Source organism: Pseudomonas corni, assembly GCF_057128765.1.
Window position 1 is genome coordinate 1 of record NZ_JBSKHW010000004.1, and the last position, 15,663, is coordinate 15,663.

A 15,663-nucleotide genomic window follows, 5' to 3' on the forward strand; every position below is an offset into this window, starting at 1 on the left:
GACGTGCAGCGCATGGTCAACGTCGAGCAACTGCCCGCCGAGCCGTTCCTGCGAGCGCTCGACCTGATGGGCCTGCCAACGCGGATCAAAGACGAAAACGGCGACCGCGCCTGGCAGTAAGGTCATGAAAAGAGGTGCGCCAGATATCGGCGCACCTCTTTTCACCCTCCCCCCGTAGGAGCGCGCTTGCCCGCGATCGCATCTGTCCTGCAATTAATGCAGCCACAGACCCACCGCCATCGCGGGCAAGCGCGCTCCTACAGGGGGTGGTCGGGCTCATTTCGTCGTTTTATAACTCTCCATCACCGCAGCAACTGCTTGGCGGGCTTGTTCGAGCACTTGCTCAAGCGGCTGGGTTGAATCGATGTCGATGATCGGGGCGCCATTGAACGACAGCGTCGGCACGATGGCGATCTTCTTTGCGAGCGATTCATACCGGTGGTCTGGCTTGCGGGCGAAGGCTGTTTCAATGTCCACGTTGAGTCGCAGCACGACATCGGGGCGCACGGAGGTCATTTTTTTGTACAGCCAGTACTCCAGACGCATCAGCCCCTTTGCAAAAAAATCCGACAAGAATCGATTGGTCAGATGCGGGCCATCCATCTCGCCTGGCACGACGATTTGCGGGTATCGATCAGTGAGGATCGCGTGACCCAATGCGCGGTAGATCGACATCCGGGTGAAGCGAACCACGCGCCGCATCGAGGCAAGAAACATCACCAGCGCGACCGGGCCTGAGATGCCCTTCTGCCGTGCCGACGCTCCGACTTTGGTGATACGGCTATCGACTTTCTTGCCGAACGCATGTTTGCGCATGGCCCTGCGCAGATTGCCGGTTTGCTTGCCCAGGTGACACAACGTAGTCGGGCGATAACCCAACATGAACTTCAACACCTCCTCACTGACGGTGGATTTGCCACTGCCATCGGAGCCAACGATTGCAACGATCGGAGCCTTGCGCCCCGGTATTCTGCTGAACTGCATAGGTTCTTATAGGCCTCTTTCAGTCATTGCCAACGCCCGTATTCGGGTGGATATCTCAGCTGGAAACTCGAACAGCTCTTGTTCATAAACAAGCTTGTTCTGAATTTTTTTCACCACAAGATCATCGTGCATTTTTCCCATAAGGCCGTTGATGGTGGCGAGGAAAAGCGACAGCGCGTCATATTCGGGCGATGCAGACAGCGCGCGTCGTGTGTCACTGAGGGCGATGCGGCGGCTGATGATTTTGCGTAAATCGTGAAACTGTCGGGCAGTCAACAGTGCATCTTCGCCAGATGTTTGGGCCAGATGCTGATTCTCGACCGCTATATAACGCTGGAAGCTTTCAAGGGTTGAAAGCTTCGCCCCCACCAGCGTGTCGTGCAACCTGGAAAAGTAACCATCGCGCAAACGGCACCACAGCTTGATGCCAAGCCAGAGTGTGCGCCGTCTCTGCCCGTTCTTGAATGCGTCCTGAAAACGCCCCATCAGTCGAGTGATGGAATCCAGGCACTCGGGGTATTCATGTTGCTCGCTGTAGTTAGCGCAGGCGAAGCGCATCTTCTTGAAGCGCGCGCGCATGAATTTGAACTCAATGGTCTGTTCGGCTGTAGCCGAGCCCTTCGCGGCAATGGCAGCGATAAGCCTGCGCGTCTGAGGTATGTCCACCCCCGTGACCAGAAGCTGCCAGGCCAGGCGGTAACAACCGGCCAGTTCCTCGGCGGTGAGTGCGGGTGCCGGACCACTGGGGGCCGAAGCCTGGAGATTGACGACGTCGTCATCCAGGATGTTCTGCATCAATGTCTCAAGCTGCACGTTGGTAGCGGGTGGAGACTGAAGGGAAAAATCAGAGCTCGGCATTCAGCACCTAAATTCAAGTAATCCGGTATCTATTCCGCAGCGTAAAGGACAGCACGGATCTCGTTGGGGCACAGGTACAGGGCGCTGATGATACCTGAGAAACCAGTAATGTCCTGCCTCACGCCAGTAACTCGGTGATCCACCTGGCCTGACGCGCAACTTCCTCAACCTTGACTTCGGGTACTGCCTGCCGTGCGTGGGCAAAGTTGCTCAGGGTTTTGTGTTTCTCAACCAGTATGCGCTGCCACTTGACGAGAAACGCCGGGCTGCGGGCTTGCATTTGCAGCGGCCCGAAGTACAGCTCTTGAGGGGTATACGTCAGTGCCCCGCTGCGCTCGGCGACGATGATTTCGTAGAAAAACCGCTTTTCCCGCAACAACTCTTCGCGGTGGATGCAGTAGCCGTTTTCCATCAGCCACTGCCGCAAGGGCTGTTCGCCGCCATTGGGCTGCAGAATCAACCGCTCATGGCCGGACAAGCGCGCTTTGCCCGCTTCGAGAATGTCGCGGATCGTCTCACCGCCCATGCCGCAGAGGGTAATCGCGGTCACCGCGTCTTCCGGTTCGATAGCCGCCAGCCCGCCGGCCTGCCGCACGATGATCTGTTGCTCCAGACCATTCTCGCGCACGGTACGCTCTGCCGCGCGAAACGGGGTCAACGCCACCTCACCCGCTATCGCCGCAGCAATCACGCCACGGCGAATCAACGCCACCGGCAGGTAGCCGTGATCCGAGCCGATATCGGCCAGACGAGCACCCTCAGGCACATGCGCCGCCACACGCTCCAGGCGTTTGGACAATGTGTGTTCGTTCAATGCAGCCCCTTTCCACCACCAACATCCGGCACCCCTGGCCGGATCGCGGCGCCACTGTGCCCAGTAACGGCGGGCATTTCAATTATCGGCGACCACGGGCATGCTTTTCCCTGAGCTAAAGCGCTGCCAGTGCTGGCCTACGGCGTTATCCGATGACTCGCCCCATTGGCGGCCCATCGGGGGCGGCGCCGGAGACACTGAGGGTTTCCCCCCGCAACAGAACTTCGCGCAATCCCCATGGCACACTCAAACCATCGAATGGCGTGTAGCCCGCTTTCGATAACTGATCGGCATTGCGCACGGTAGTGTTCACCGAGGGATCGAGGATCAGGATGTCGGCATCATGGCCGATGTCCAGTGCGCCCTTTTTGCCCGCCAGCCCGAATCGCCGTGCCGGGTTCCAGGCACACAGCCGCACCAAGGCAGGCAGGTCAATATCGCCGCGATGGACCAGATGAAGCATGGCGAACAATAGGGTCTGAACGCCGGGGATACCGAGCGGGGCCTGGGCAAAACTGACGTTGGCCGGATCTTTCTCCTGGGGGCTGTGAGGTGAGTGATCCGTGACCATCATGTCGATCAGCCCCTCGCGAAGCGCACTGCGCAGCAGCTCGACCTCTTCAGGACTGCGCATCGGCGGTGCGCTTTTCAGGTCATTGCCATGCTGCCGATAGTCCGCTTCGCTGAACAGCAACGATTGCGGTGTGGCTTCAAGGGTGACGTCGGCCAGGTCTTTCAGCCGACACCAGGCCTGGAGACTCAAGCCGGAATTTGCCTGACGGACATGCACCCGCGCCTGGGTAGCCGCAGCGGCGAGAATGGTTCGGGTGATGCCTGTGGCTTCAGCGATCGGGGGCCGGCAGATCAGGAACGCATCGACGTCAGAGCGATTCGGGTCCGGATCGTAAGTACCCGCGGCGCGACTTTGAATCGAGTGATCACCCGGCGACACGCACGCCAGCACATTACGCTCGCTCAGACGTTGCAGCGTGCGGACCAGGCGTTCCTGGGTGTCATGCAGAAAGCGTTCTGGCGCCCAGGCCGTGAAGACCTCGAAGGAGATCGGTTCCAGCGCCTGCAGTTGATCGAGGTGCTGGCCGTCATGCTGCACGGCGATCTGTAATCCGACATCGGTGTAAATCCGCCCTTCGGCCAACTGCGATTTCTGTCGCAGGTCCTCTGCGCTGGCGGTCCAGGGCTCATCGGTGGGCATGTCGAGCACAGTGGTCACGCCGCCTGCCGCTGCTGCACGGGTGCCGGACAAAAAATCCTCCTTGTGAGTCAGGCCCGGGTCGCACAAATGCACATGGGCATCGACCAGCCCCGGCAGCAACAGACACCCGTCCACTCTGCGTTCAAGCACTGACGGAGCCGGTTGACCGGGTAGCAGCACGGCAGCAATACGGCCCTGACTGATCGCCACATCGGCTCGCGCAATGCCACTGGCGTTGACCACCTGGGCCCCGCGCAAAATCAGATCGAACATGGTCGCGGGTTCCTGCGTGTATGGGTGACAGTGAGTCTGATCAATCGAGCCGAACCAGTTGGCTGGGCTCAAGTTGCTCCAGCCGGGCAACACCCATCCACGCGCACACCGCCCGCATCTCACCGAGCAGCCCACCAAGCATCTGTTCGACCGCGGCTTCTCCGCCTGCGGCGAACGCATAGGCGACCGGACGCACCAGCACCGCCATGTGCGCGCCCAGCAACCGGGCTATCACCATGTCCGCTGCGGTACGAAATCCACCATCGACCAGCACTGCATTCGAGCCTTCAAGGGCAGCACTGATGGGAGCAATGCGTTCCACTGCGGGTGCCCAGCGATAGAGTTGGCGCACGCCGACATTAGAGACCATCACAGCGTCGCAGCCAGCAGCCTGAGCCAGAAGCGCATCCGCCGGGTGCAGCACGCCTTTGACGATCAGGCTCATGCCTCGCTCGTGGACCGCTTCCGCCAGCCGCCCCAGCTCCTCAGTACCCCAGGCCGGGAAGGCAGGAAGTCGGGCAACACCTTCGGCAGAACCGATGGTCGACCAGCCTCGACTGGCAATCTCGGCCGCGACGTCCACGCCGCCCGGATGCAGACCCGGCACCGGATGCACCGGGGCCAGCACCGTCAGTACGATGCCCTGGCATTGGGCGCGGGCGGCAAGATCAAGCAGACCCAGCGCCCGCTCGAACGGGCCGGCGGCGCGCAGCTGCAACCAGCAGTCGACGCCGCTGGCGGTGATTTCTGCCAATGGCGTCACGGCTTCCTCGGACACGAATAACGGTAATCGCAAACTGGCACAGACTCGCCCGATGGCACTGACGCCCTGAGCGTTGAACAATCGATCTGCGGCAAACGCACCAACGCCTACGGGCGCTGAGTAGGTTCGTCCCATGATCGCGCACTCCAGACTCACATCGGTCTGTCCCGCCAACACACGAGGCACCAGACGATAGCGCTGCAAGGCTTGTTCGTTCGGGTCGACTTCTCCCTCGGGGCTGTCGAAAGCACGGCCGCGCAGGTAGCCGAACAGCGTCGGCCCCAGCGCTGCCAGTGCACGTTTTTTCCAGGAGTTGGAGTCGCTCATCGCATCGGCTCCAGGCTTGCCGGCACCGTGAACAATGCAGGTGATTGTGGCGCCAGCACCTGCCGAGGGGTGTCGGGAAGACGCAGAAAGGCGGCGAACTCAGCGGTTTTGGGCTCACGCAGGATCGAAGGCGACCCTTGCTCAATGATCTGGCCGTCGTGCAGGAACACGATCCGGTCAGCCACGCTGGCGGCAAAATTCACGTCGTGGGTGCTCAGTAGCAGCGTGATCCCGGACTGAGCCAGACCTCGGATAGTTTCTTGCACTTCACCCACCAGCTCTGGGTCCAGGGCGGACGTTGGTTCATCCAGCAGGATCAATCGCGGTTCGCTGGCCAGCGCTCGGGCGATGCCGACCCGCTGTTGCTGGCCTCCCGATAACTCATGGGGCATGCGTTCGGTGAAATTCTGCAAACCGACCTTGAGCAGCGCGTTATAACCACGGCGCGACGACTCGACCCGGTCACGGCCCTGAACCCGTAGAGGTATCACTGCTGCGTTATCCAGCACGCTGAGGTGATCGAACAGCGCGAAGTTTTGAAACACCATGCCGACCCGCGCGCGGGCTCGGGCTGTGGGCAACTGCCGAAGAGACAAGGGCTTGCCCTGCTCATCGGTGAACATCGAATGCGAGTCGATGCGGATGCTGCCCTTATCCACGGGATTGAGGGACAAAATCGTCTTGAGCAAGGTGCTTTTTCCTGAGCCTGACTTGCCCAACAACGCCACTACTTCGCCTGACGCCACTTGTAGGCTGATGCCCTTGAGCACCTGCTTGTCGGCGTAGCTGACGTAGAGTGACTCGATCAGCAACTGCGCCTCTTGTGCCTGCGATTCGGACTTGGGCGCCAAAGCTTTGAGGGGTAACGGGCCCTTGTCCATGGCAAGATCCGCTTGTGCCTGCTCGCCCTGCGCTGCGCTGGCAGAACGGCGCCCGCGGCCAGTGCCCACCCGGTGCTCGCAGACGCTCTGTAAGGCCGTGATGACTGCTGAAAGGACGATGTACATGGCGCCCGACGCCAGCAACACCGGCAGAAACTCAAAGTTTTGCGAAACAATGGTCTGGCTGCGCAAGGTCAACTCACTGACCCCGACCACCGAGGCCAACGAAGTGGATTTGAGCAGCCCAACGGCTTCGTTGCCCAGCGCCGGGATGATCGCGCGCAAGCCTTGAGGCACCACGACGTGCAGCAATTCGGTGGACGCCGAGTAACCGAACGCCTGAGCTGCCAGACGTTGATTGCGGTCTACCGAACGTATGCCGCCGCGAATGATTTCGGCGCAAAACGCGGTTTCGTTCAAGGTCAGCGCCACCAACGCGCTGACGAAGGGACTCAGCGTGAGGCCCGCTTGGGGCAGCACGTTGAACAGCAGAATCAATTGCAGCAACTGCGGAGTGCCGCGTACCACGTAGATGTAACAGCGCACTGGATAGCGTACAGCTCGCCAGCGCGAATCCGCGCCCAGCGCCAGGATGAAACCAATCAGCAATCCGCCGATCAGCGCACCGAACAGCAAACCGAGCGCGACCAGACAGCCTTGCAGCAGATACGGGAATGTCAGGTAGTGAAGAAAGGTCTGCATGGCTACTCGATACCCGATAGAAACAAAAAACAGCGGCGCTGCCGAACGTCTCTGGCCCGCCGCTACACAGCCTTACTCGGCGTCGGCGGCAGCACGTTCGGACGCAGCGTCCTGGCCCCACTTATCCAACAGGGTTTTCTGGATGCCCTTGGCCTGGATCAGCTGCATTGAAGCCAGTACAGCGCCCCGCAGCACGGTGTTTTCCTTGGCGATCGGGAAACCGTTGAGGATCGGCAGGTCCACGGTAAAACCGCTTTCCAGGGTCGGTACCGAGGCGGCCAACGCTTTTGCATCAGAGTGCGCGGTCAGGTAGATATCCGCGCGACCGCTCTGCACTGCCTGCACACTGGCATCGGTGGCCTGCAACATCAGCAGATTGACCTCGGGTTTACCGGCCGCCTTGCACTTCTCGCTCAACGGCGGAATCAGGCTTGCCGCTTCGTAAGTTCCCGCCGCCGCGGCCACCGTGGCACCGCACAGTGAGTCAAGGGACGTCAGGTTTTTCGGGTTGCCCTTCTTGATCACCGAGCCGTCGATGACCGAGAACGTGGACACGAACGCCACTTGCTTGCGACGTACGTCAGTGACGTAAAGGCTAGGGCCCATGTCGAAGCGGCCGGCGTTTATCCCGGTGACCAGCACGTTGAAGGCGACGTTCTGGTATTCGTGCTTGTAGCCCAGGCATTCGCCCATGTAGGAAATCAGGTCCGGGTCCAAGCCTTCGATCTGCGAAGGGTCGTCCTTCTTCGGCGCTTCGAAACCCACGGTGTAGCCGCCCAGACCGATGTTCAGAGTCTTACCCACCAGGCTCGGGTACTGCTTACGCAACGCGGCGCATTCGCTGGTCTTGCCGAAGGCTTCATAGGATGGCAGCGGAGTTTCAGCGGCCTGCGCCTGTGCCGATACCGCTGCGATCGCCAATGACAGCGAAGCGGCCGACGCATTAAAAACAACGGATCTAAACATGAATTGCTCCTGAGACAAGGGAATGACCGGATTTAGAACGCGTTGCGCAGTTGGCCTGTGGGCCAGAGTTTTTCGCCATGCACGATGGCCATCACGCGTGGCAGAAAGGAATCGAGGGCAAAGGGGTCCCGGTCAGGGTCGATACCGGGAATCTGCAACTTGTGCGCCACATCGGGCGCGACCAGAGCGACAGCCCAATCGTTGGGGTCTTGACCGAACAACGCTGCCGGACGTGTGGAGGCCTTGTTCAGTACTCTGTCCGGCTTGCAGCCCAGATGTTCGGCGAGGGTCAGCAGCGCCGGTAAAAAGCAGTGTTGGGTCTGCAAACCGGGCCCTGTGGTGGCGCCCAGTGCTACATGGTCGGTGGCGATCAGGTTGATTTCGTCCAGGCGCGCGAGCAATGCCTTACGGGTGGCGGCATCCGGGACTGGCGGGCGAACCACCAGCGATTGGCGACGTGCCTCATCGACCGGCAACAGAAAATGCGGAGAACTGGCGAGCCAGATCAGGGCGTTGCCGGACCCGCCACCGCCCATGGCGTCCAGATCCGCGCAACTGGCGGCATGACGGAAACAGATCGGCTTGTTCAATCGCGCTGCTTGATGGGCAATAGGTTCGGGGTCTGCGGTGAATACGTAAGGCATCCAACCCGCCTCCCACACCGCCTTGAGGTTGCGAGCGAAATGCGGGTCACGGCCGTAGAGCTTGCACGCGTGCAGCAGATGCGGACCAAAGTGCTCGACGTCCTGGGCAAAACCTGAGAACCAGTCGGCAAACCCTTCGCTGTCCTGGTCCGGCATCACCGCCATTAACAATCGCACCCGAGGCATGCTGCTTTGCTCGGCCATCAACAGCAGTGCTGTCGCGTGCAACGGATCGGCCAGCCGCTGCCAGCCGATGCTTGCGTTGAGCCGCGCCACACCGCCGGCCAAAGCGACTTCTCGATCGACCTCACTGAATTGATTGCCATGTAGCGGCAGTAACGTGTCGGCGTCATACAGCGCCGGGCAGACTCGCCAGCCTGTTGCGTCGAGGACCCGCGTGCCTGGCTCGGCGCCGACATCGGCATGAAACACCCGCCGCGCGCCTACCAGGCCAGAAGGGTCTTCGAGATTCTCGATAATGATTTTCACGGCCTTTCCTCGGTACCGAAACAGCACATCCCGGGCGCATGACTGCGTGCAGACGGCTTGGCGTAAATATCCGTTTGCAGATGTCGGGCCATCATAGGAAAAGCAAATTTGCGCAACAAACGAGATTTTTTCGGTGAAGCGATGAGGTGAAGTCATGACCGCCGCTTCAAGGCGGTCAATTCGCATCAGGCGGGCTGTCGGTCGAGCCAGTCATAGACCTGTTGGTTAAACACGTCGGGGGCCTCGAAGTAAGCAGAGTGCCCTGCCCCCGGAATTTCGATAAACGCAGAGCCCGCCAGGGTTTGCTGAAAGGCGTGGATGTGGGCCGACGGAAACAGCACATCCTGGTTGCCTGCCACGAACAGAATCGGCACGCCGGTGGCACTTAGCTGCGCGGCGCTGGCCAGCGACTGCTCGCCTTGCAGGTTGCGCACGTTGGTGGCATTGAAACTGGCCAGCGCCGTGTAGAGGTACGCTTCGGCCGGTTGCGCATGGGTAAAGGTCGGGCCGAGCACCCGTTCCAGTTGCGTCAGCGATTGGGTGCGCCGGGCAACTTCAGCCATGCTGGCGGCAAGGTCGTCGGGCAACGCCAGGCCCACCAACGTGTCAGCCAGCACCAGCGAGCGCACGCGCTGAGGGTGGCGCAGGACAAAGCTGCTGGCCGTTCCGCCGCCCATGGATTGCGCAACGACACTCACCCGCCCGAGCCCCAGCGTATCGAGAAGCGCAAGAAGGTCATCGGCAAACGCGCTGCGGCCCCACTGTTCGAGGTCTTCGGAATTGCCAAAACCCCGGGCGTCGACCGTGATCACTTGAGCTTTGCCGCGCCAGTCCACGACCTGATGAAACCAGCTGGCGTGGTTGCCGCCCACACCATGCAGCAACACGACAGGATCGCCTTCACCGTGTTGCTCGTAATACAGACGGCTGGCACCACGGACGATATAGGGCATGGGTGTTCTCGGGGCTGTTGAACGGAAATCGATTATGGGAAGCCGTTTGTATGCCTGACAAACGACTTTTCCGGCATTCAGTCATGAGGCTGGATCATCGTTGCACGGCGAAAATCTCGTTTGTTCACCTATCGCCCTGTACCTAACATGGCGCCGAACAGAGGGAACATACCAATGACGGACAGGCAAACGAATAACGTACTTCGAGTCGGGATCGCCGGGCTTGGCACGGTTGGCAAAGCGCTGGCCAAGGCCATCGACGCAGGTTTGCCGGGTGTCATGTTGAGTGCGGTGGCGGTGCGCGATCCAGTCAGCGCCGGCCAGTGGCTGCAAGAACTCGGCCGCGCGCCGCAGATCGTCAGCTTCAGCGAAATGCCTCAGCATTGCGATGTGCTGGTGGAGTGCGCGCCGGCTCATTTGCTGCCCGCCATCGCCGAGCCGATGCTGCGCGCGGGCAAGGTGGTGGTGCCGTTGAGCATCGGCGCATTGCTCAATCACATGCACCTGATCGATGTGGCCCGGGATAACGGCGGCCAGATTCATGTGCCCACCGGCGCATTGCTGGGTCTGGACGCTGTGACCGCAGCCGCGCAGGGCAGCATCAAATCGGTGCGCATGATCACCCGAAAGCCGGTGAAAGGCCTGCTCGGCGCGCCTTATCTGGTCGATAACGGAATCGACCTCGAGCACCTGAGTGAACCGCTGCGCATTTTTGTCGGCACGCCACGAGACGCAGCCACCGGTTTTCCGGCCAACCTCAACGTGGCGGTTGCGCTGTCACTGGCGGGCATCGGACCAGACAAGACCACGCTGGAAATCTGGGCCGATCCACAGCTTGAACGCAACACCCACACCATCGTCGTGGATGCCGACTCGGCAAGCTTCACCATGACCATCGAGAATATTCCGAGCGCCAATCCCAAGACTGGCAGGATCACTGCATTAAGCGTTATCGCCCTGCTGCAGAAGATGCGAGCGCCGCTGCGTGTCGGGACTTGATCCGCCATGACGACTGATGTCCGAAGTGATCGATAGCCATCATTGAATCGAAGGAATACCTGATGAACAGTTCTCCGCGCGACGCCCACGCCAGTCAGGGCCACTTTGCGCCCCGACGCCTCGGTCACGCCAACGTCTTCGTCGGCGACTACCAGCGTGCCGCGATTTACTACCGTGACGTGTTTGGATTCGAAGAGGTTTACAGCCAGCCCGATAACCAGGCGAGCTTCATCAGCAACGGCAACACTTACCACGACTTTGCCCTGGTCGACGTGACCAGCCGTTACGCGCCACCCGGCCAGATCCCCGGCCTGAACCATTTAGCCTTTGAGGTCGAAAGTGAAGCGGCGCTGGTTGAAAGCTATCGCGCCGCTATCGCTGCCGGTGTGGTCTATCGCTCCACCGAAGACCATGACGTCGCGCATTCGCTCTACCAGAAAGACCCGGACGGCAATGAAATCGAGCTTTATGCGGACGTGGTAGAAGACTGGCGATCAGAGCGCAGCGGCGTTTTCAGCAAAAAGAAACCCAAGTGGGTGCCGGGAGAAACCAACGTCCCGCTGAAGGCGCAGTTGTACCCGAAAGACCCTCCGATCCGTGTGATCGATCAGGCGTTGATCCACTGCAAACGTGTCACTCATGTGGCGTTCGTCGCTCAGGATTATCCGGCGATGTATGCGTTCTACACCGCCGTCGTCGGCCTCAAGCCTTTGGCGGGGGGTCTAGACGAGCCTTACGTGTTGCTGGCAGGCACTCACAGCCAGGGCGATCTGGTGCTGTATCGCAACGATGTCGAGTCTGCGTTGCCGATGCACCATGTAGGCGTTGAGGTGTGGAGCGAGGCGGACCTCGATGCGGCGCTGAACTCAATCGAAAGCACCGGAGCGAGCGTGGTCGGGCATTTCGATACCCCGGCCCGTCGGGCTGTCTTCGTCAAGGACCCGGACGGCCTGCCGATCCAGCTCTACGTGAACCGCGACTGGCGGCCTGAAACCATCGCCGCCATTGATCCGGCAGTGCGCCCGTTCGTGATCTGATCTTGATCATGGCGCAAGAAAACCCGTCATCAGACGGGTTTTTGCTTTCTAGAGATCGTGCAGCGCCGCTTCGAGGGCGCAAGCGGGCGCGATGTCCGCTTGTGCCGCCAGGGTTGCATCCCGCTGGGCGAACAACCACTCGCGAAACGTCTGCACAGTAGAAGCATCGGCCTGATGCTCGCGGCATAACAGGTAATAGGCACCGGCACTTTCGTGCTCAACCTCCAGTGGCATGACCAGTCGCCCGGAATCAAGCTCCCCGGCTGCGAGCATTTTCGGCACCAGCGCCACACCCCGCCCGCCCAGCGCTTCTTCCAGCACCATGAAGAAATGCCCGTAGGCCTGATTGGGAATCCCCATGTCGTAGGCAACGCCGCTGGCTCGAAACCAGTCGGGCCAGGCGTAGGCTCGGGTCGCCATGTGCAGCAACGGAAAATCCAGCAGTTGGCGAGCCTCTATGACGGCTTCGCGTCCTGCCATCAGCGCCGGACTGCACACCGGTACCAGCACGTCCGGCATCAGGCGATAGGCTCGCACGTTGCTCCAGTCATCGGTCATTTGTAGGCTGATCCGCGGCCGGTCGCTGTGCTCCGCCTCCAGTTCGGCGTCCGGAGCGATGCCGACCCGAATCGCAACGTCGAGGTCTTCGCGCCAGAAATTCACAGGGCGAATCGAGGTGATCAGGCGTACTTCGATGTCCGGGTTTTGGGTGGCGAAATTCGACAGCCGCGGAATCAACCAGCGCATGGCGAAGGTGGGAAGGACATTGACGTTAAGGATGCGATGCCGGTCGCGATTGACCAGACGCAAGGTGGCCTGCTCTATCCGGTCGAATGCATCGCGCATCACCGGCAGGTACTCACGGCCGTATTCAGTGAGTTCAATGGTGCGGGGCAAGCGTTTGAACAGCGGCACGCCCAAGGACTCTTCAAGCAGTTTGATCTGGCGGCTGATCGCCCCTTGAGTGACGAACAACTCATCGGCCGCGCGACTGAAATTCAAATGCCGGGCGGCCGCCTCGAAGGCGCGCAGTGCGTTCATGCTGGGCAAGCGTCGGGACACGACAGAGCTCCTTCAACCGGGGATATCGATCATGCAGCAGCTAGATCGGGCTGACCGACACCAGTTCGAAGTACTTGAACTTCTTCTTTTTCGCCTCGGCCTTGGCTTCCTGCTCAGCGACAAAACTGCTCAGGGTGTTCGCGTCGTAGCTGAACACCTCGACTGCACCGTCGTACTCTTTGGTGACATGCAATATCACGCGCAATTTAGGTGACAGTGCCTTGGAAATTGGCCGTGGCTTTGCAGCGACAGGTTTCGGGGCGGGAGCCGGCGGGGCGGGAGCCGGCGCGGCGGGTGCTTCGACCACGGGAATAGGCTTTTCTTCCTGCGGGGCTTCCTGCGCCGGGGCTGGCGTAGGTGCGGGGCCGAAAAGCGCCAGGCGCATTTCTTCTTCAGTGAGGTTTTCAGTCATCGGAGTGGTCTCGGTACAGCTAAGGCGTGTGGTTCTGGCAGCGAGCTTAACAGCCTATGCCCGCCCGCCGGTGAGTAGCTTTCACTGGCGAACAAGCAATTCGTCGAGTTCGCCCAACCAGCAGGTTTGTTTACCACCTTCCCGGCGGGCATTGGTATCAGGCATGAACCGCTGGAGGGTCAGTCCGCCGCTGTCTGCTGCTGACGCCGTTGTCCCAGCCACCAGCCAACGAGCAACACTAGCACTGCCGCCGCTGCACCGGCCGCCCAATGCAGCCATTCAACCTGCGGCAAATATGGCTGTAGCGCGACATCGCCAGCTGCCATGCCGCCGGCAATCCAGCCGATCAACGCACCGCCAGCTGGCACCAACCACGGCAACCGTTCCATGGCAGCGAGCACGAAGCGACTGCCCAGAATGATGATCGGGATACTGATCAGCACGCCCGCCGCCACCAGATAGACGCTGCCATCGCCCGCTGCGGCAACGGCAAGGACGTTGTCCAGCGACATCACCACGTCAGCGATAATCACCGTCTTGATCGCGGTCCACACGCGTGTCCCGCCATCGATCTCCCCTTCCCCTTCATCCTGATTGGCGACCAGTTTGATGCCGATCCACGCCAGCAACACGGCACCGATCAACTTCAGATACGGCAAGCCCAACAGGTGCACGGCGAAGAACAGCATCACCACGCGCAGCAAAATTGCTCCGAGCATGCCGCCATAGATGGCTTTTGTTTGCAGCTCGCGCGGCAGTTTGCGGCAGGCCATGGCGATGACTACGGCGTTGTCGCCACCGAGCAACAGGTCGATGGCAATGATCTGCGCCAGGGCAGTCCAGATGAAGGGGTCGTACAGCCAGTTCATGTAAAAACCTTTAGCGAACGTACAAAAGAAAAAATCCCGGTCAGCCGCTCTGCTCCAAGAGAATGGAGCAATCGATCACTGACCACTTCAGGGTGAAACGCTGATGCTCGGCATCATCAATGCTTGGGCAAGTTGGCCGCAAGTTACGTGGATGCAACCTGTGGTCTCGGAAGAGGCGCTGCTGGGTTGCGCCTAGCTTCAGTGGCGGCAGGTTAACTCATGGGCGGCAGACGGCCAAATGTGCGGGCCGGTATGACGTATTCACCGCTCTCATTCGCGGGCAAGCGCGCTCCTACAGTGATTCTTACGCGCTGCGCCATTGCGACTGGACGCAAAACCCGTGGGAGCGGACCTGTCCGCGAAGAGGCCCGTACATCTGCCACATCTTTTGCGCCTGGAAGTCAGCCTTCGCGAACAGGTTCGCTCCCACGATGAATCTGAAACGCTGCTGATGTTTCGGCCTGACACAAATCCTGTAGGAGCGCGCTTGCCCGCGAAAGCATTCCTTCAGTCACTGATGGGCAGACTGGCCGACCTCATTCGCGGGCAAGCGCGCTCCTACAATAATTTTCACCCGCTGCACCATTGCGACTGGACGCAAAACCCGTGGGAGCTGACCTGTCCGCGATATAGAGGTCGGTACATCATGCTGACGATGGATACCCAAATCTTGTAAGAGCTGACGAGCAGCGCGAGGCTGCGATGCGGCAGAACTGAAACACCGCCTTCGCTGAGGTGATTTACACCCCGCCAAAGCCCTCGAAATACGCAGCCGCAGCATCAACGAACAACCCGATCTTGCGCGATTGCGCGCTTCTTACAGGATGTATGGCATAGAAGGAAACGGGCTCAGGCTCGTAGGCATCAAGCACCGTCTCCAACCGCCCGCTTGCGATGTGCGGCGCCACTTCCCACCAGGATTTTTGAGTCAACCCCAATCCCGCCAGCGCCCAAGTGATGGGCAGTTCGGAATTGGTAGACGCCATCGCGCCGTCCATGCGCAAGGTGCGCATCTGTCTGGCGCGGCCCAGACGCCATTCGGCGTTGAAATGCGCCTGGCTGTTTAATACCAGGCAGCGATGCAGCTGCTCAAGGACCCGGCATTGAAAGCCGTCGCCCAGCGTCTGGACAAAACCGTGGTCCAAATCATTCTGCGCTGGCACTACCAACTGGGGGCCATCCCACTGCCCAAAGCGACGTCCCCACAACGCCAGCGCGAAAACCTGGATATTTTCGGCTTCCAATTGTCCGGCGGCGACATGGCGGCTATCGCCCGCCTTGCCCGTCCGGATGGTCGAAGCTTCGATCAGAACCCAGCGTATTACGAAGAGTTTTAAGCACTAAAATCGGGCACTGGTCATTGCTTCGCGACATTTTGATGTCACGTAATGACCGGTCGTCTGAAACCATCCATTCG

Annotated in this window: 16 protein-coding genes; 3 read left to right on the forward strand and 13 right to left on the reverse strand. The window is 60.3% G+C overall.

Going from position 1 to position 15,663, the window contains the following annotated elements; translation table 11 throughout:
- Positions 1–276: 276 nt before the first annotated feature.
- The 9 genes from ACWKV9_RS08805 to ACWKV9_RS08845 all read right to left on the reverse strand — a co-directional run bounded on the left by ACWKV9_RS08805 (position 277) and on the right by ACWKV9_RS08845 (position 9,867).
- Entirely contained in the window at positions 277–984 is a 708-nt protein-coding gene (locus ACWKV9_RS08805; RefSeq protein WP_483835720.1) for a nucleoside/nucleotide kinase family protein, read from the reverse strand.
- 6 nt (positions 985–990) lie between these two features.
- Positions 991–1,779 carry a hypothetical protein gene (locus ACWKV9_RS08810; RefSeq protein ID WP_483835721.1) on the reverse strand — a complete coding sequence of 263 codons (789 nt, stop codon included), beginning with the start codon at positions 1,777–1,779 and terminating at the stop codon, positions 991–993.
- Positions 1,780–1,960: 181 nt separating this feature from the next.
- A complete protein-coding gene (locus ACWKV9_RS08815) occupies positions 1,961–2,656 on the reverse strand; it encodes a tRNA (adenine(22)-N(1))-methyltransferase (RefSeq protein WP_483835722.1) in 696 nt (231 codons plus the stop codon).
- A gap of 145 nt (positions 2,657–2,801) precedes the next feature.
- Positions 2,802–4,142 carry a dihydroorotase gene (locus ACWKV9_RS08820; RefSeq protein WP_483835723.1) on the reverse strand — a complete coding sequence of 447 codons (1,341 nt, stop codon included), beginning with the start codon at positions 4,140–4,142 and terminating at the stop codon, positions 2,802–2,804.
- A 40-nt stretch (positions 4,143–4,182) separates the two neighbouring features.
- Positions 4,183–5,232 (reverse strand): alpha-hydroxy acid oxidase, encoded by a 1,050-nt coding sequence (locus ACWKV9_RS08825; RefSeq protein WP_483835724.1) that lies wholly within the window; start codon positions 5,230–5,232, stop codon positions 4,183–4,185.
- Positions 5,229–6,815 (reverse strand): amino acid ABC transporter permease/ATP-binding protein, encoded by a 1,587-nt coding sequence (locus tag ACWKV9_RS08830; RefSeq protein WP_483835725.1) that lies wholly within the window; start codon positions 6,813–6,815, stop codon positions 5,229–5,231. The genes ACWKV9_RS08825 and ACWKV9_RS08830 overlap by 4 nt, the downstream gene beginning before the upstream one ends.
- A gap of 72 nt (positions 6,816–6,887) precedes the next feature.
- A complete protein-coding gene (locus tag ACWKV9_RS08835) occupies positions 6,888–7,781 on the reverse strand; it encodes a transporter substrate-binding domain-containing protein (RefSeq protein ID WP_483835726.1) in 894 nt (297 codons plus the stop codon).
- A gap of 32 nt (positions 7,782–7,813) precedes the next feature.
- The gene (locus ACWKV9_RS08840; RefSeq protein WP_483835727.1) at positions 7,814–8,914 is read right to left on the reverse strand and encodes an amidohydrolase family protein; all 1,101 of its coding nucleotides are present in this window, start codon (positions 8,912–8,914) and stop codon (positions 7,814–7,816) included.
- A 185-nt stretch (positions 8,915–9,099) separates the two neighbouring features.
- A complete protein-coding gene (locus tag ACWKV9_RS08845; protein WP_483835728.1) occupies positions 9,100–9,867 on the reverse strand; it encodes an alpha/beta fold hydrolase in 768 nt (255 codons plus the stop codon).
- 174 nt (positions 9,868–10,041) lie between these two features.
- On the opposite strand from ACWKV9_RS08845, the gene ACWKV9_RS08850 reads away from it, so the two are divergent.
- Positions 10,042–10,866, forward strand: coding sequence for an aspartate dehydrogenase (locus ACWKV9_RS08850; protein ID WP_483835729.1), 825 nt, complete (start codon positions 10,042–10,044; stop codon positions 10,864–10,866).
- A gap of 62 nt (positions 10,867–10,928) precedes the next feature.
- Positions 10,929–11,903 carry a VOC family protein gene (locus ACWKV9_RS08855; protein WP_483835730.1) on the forward strand — a complete coding sequence of 325 codons (975 nt, stop codon included), beginning with the start codon at positions 10,929–10,931 and terminating at the stop codon, positions 11,901–11,903.
- Between the two features lie 48 nt (positions 11,904–11,951).
- Here ACWKV9_RS08855 and ACWKV9_RS08860 read toward each other — a convergent pair whose 3' ends face one another.
- The 4 genes from ACWKV9_RS08860 to ACWKV9_RS08875 form a co-directional block, all read right to left on the reverse strand.
- Positions 11,952–12,965, reverse strand: a complete 1,014-nt coding sequence (locus ACWKV9_RS08860) for a LysR substrate-binding domain-containing protein (RefSeq protein ID WP_483835731.1) — start codon at positions 12,963–12,965, stop codon at positions 11,952–11,954.
- Between the two features lie 40 nt (positions 12,966–13,005).
- A complete protein-coding gene (locus ACWKV9_RS08865) occupies positions 13,006–13,377 on the reverse strand; it encodes a hypothetical protein (protein ID WP_483835732.1) in 372 nt (123 codons plus the stop codon).
- 179 nt (positions 13,378–13,556) lie between these two features.
- Positions 13,557–14,246 carry a TerC family protein gene (locus ACWKV9_RS08870; protein ID WP_483835733.1) on the reverse strand — a complete coding sequence of 230 codons (690 nt, stop codon included), beginning with the start codon at positions 14,244–14,246 and terminating at the stop codon, positions 13,557–13,559.
- A gap of 740 nt (positions 14,247–14,986) precedes the next feature.
- Complete coding sequence (locus ACWKV9_RS08875; RefSeq protein ID WP_483835734.1) at positions 14,987–15,409, reverse strand: LysR substrate-binding domain-containing protein; 423 nt, start codon at positions 15,407–15,409, stop codon at positions 14,987–14,989.
- On the opposite strand from ACWKV9_RS08875, the gene ACWKV9_RS08880 reads away from it, so the two are divergent.
- Positions 15,326–15,583, forward strand: a complete 258-nt coding sequence (locus tag ACWKV9_RS08880; RefSeq protein WP_483835735.1) for an aldo/keto reductase — start codon at positions 15,326–15,328, stop codon at positions 15,581–15,583. The two genes, ACWKV9_RS08875 and ACWKV9_RS08880, sit on opposite strands and share 84 nt — an antisense overlap.
- The last annotated feature ends 80 nt before the right edge of the window (positions 15,584–15,663 follow it).

What these genes read in the sequence shown, in the direction of transcription:
- ACWKV9_RS08805 (WP_483835720.1), bottom strand. Translation starts at nt 984, where the DNA reads ATGCAGTTCAGCAGAATACCGGGGCGCAAGGCTCCGATCGTTGCAATC.
- ACWKV9_RS08810 (WP_483835721.1), bottom strand. Translation starts at nt 1,779, where the DNA reads ATGCAGAACATCCTGGATGACGACGTCGTCAATCTCCAGGCTTCGGCC.
- ACWKV9_RS08820 (WP_483835723.1), bottom strand. Translation starts at nt 4,142, where the DNA reads ATGTTCGATCTGATTTTGCGCGGGGCCCAGGTGGTCAACGCCAGTGGC.
- ACWKV9_RS08825 (WP_483835724.1), bottom strand. Translation starts at nt 5,232, where the DNA reads ATGAGCGACTCCAACTCCTGGAAAAAACGTGCACTGGCAGCGCTGGGG.
- ACWKV9_RS08830 (WP_483835725.1), bottom strand. Translation starts at nt 6,815, where the DNA reads ATGCAGACCTTTCTTCACTACCTGACATTCCCGTATCTGCTGCAAGGC.
- ACWKV9_RS08835 (WP_483835726.1), bottom strand. Translation starts at nt 7,781, where the DNA reads ATGTTTAGATCCGTTGTTTTTAATGCGTCGGCCGCTTCGCTGTCATTG.
- ACWKV9_RS08845 (WP_483835728.1), bottom strand. Translation starts at nt 9,867, where the DNA reads ATGCCCTATATCGTCCGTGGTGCCAGCCGTCTGTATTACGAGCAACAC.
- ACWKV9_RS08850 (WP_483835729.1), top strand. Translation starts at nt 10,042, where the DNA reads ATGACGGACAGGCAAACGAATAACGTACTTCGAGTCGGGATCGCCGGG.
- ACWKV9_RS08855 (WP_483835730.1), top strand. Translation starts at nt 10,929, where the DNA reads ATGAACAGTTCTCCGCGCGACGCCCACGCCAGTCAGGGCCACTTTGCG.
- ACWKV9_RS08865 (WP_483835732.1), bottom strand. Translation starts at nt 13,377, where the DNA reads ATGACTGAAAACCTCACTGAAGAAGAAATGCGCCTGGCGCTTTTCGGC.
- ACWKV9_RS08870 (WP_483835733.1), bottom strand. Translation starts at nt 14,246, where the DNA reads ATGAACTGGCTGTACGACCCCTTCATCTGGACTGCCCTGGCGCAGATC.
- ACWKV9_RS08880 (WP_483835735.1), top strand. Translation starts at nt 15,326, where the DNA reads ATGCAGCTGCTCAAGGACCCGGCATTGAAAGCCGTCGCCCAGCGTCTG.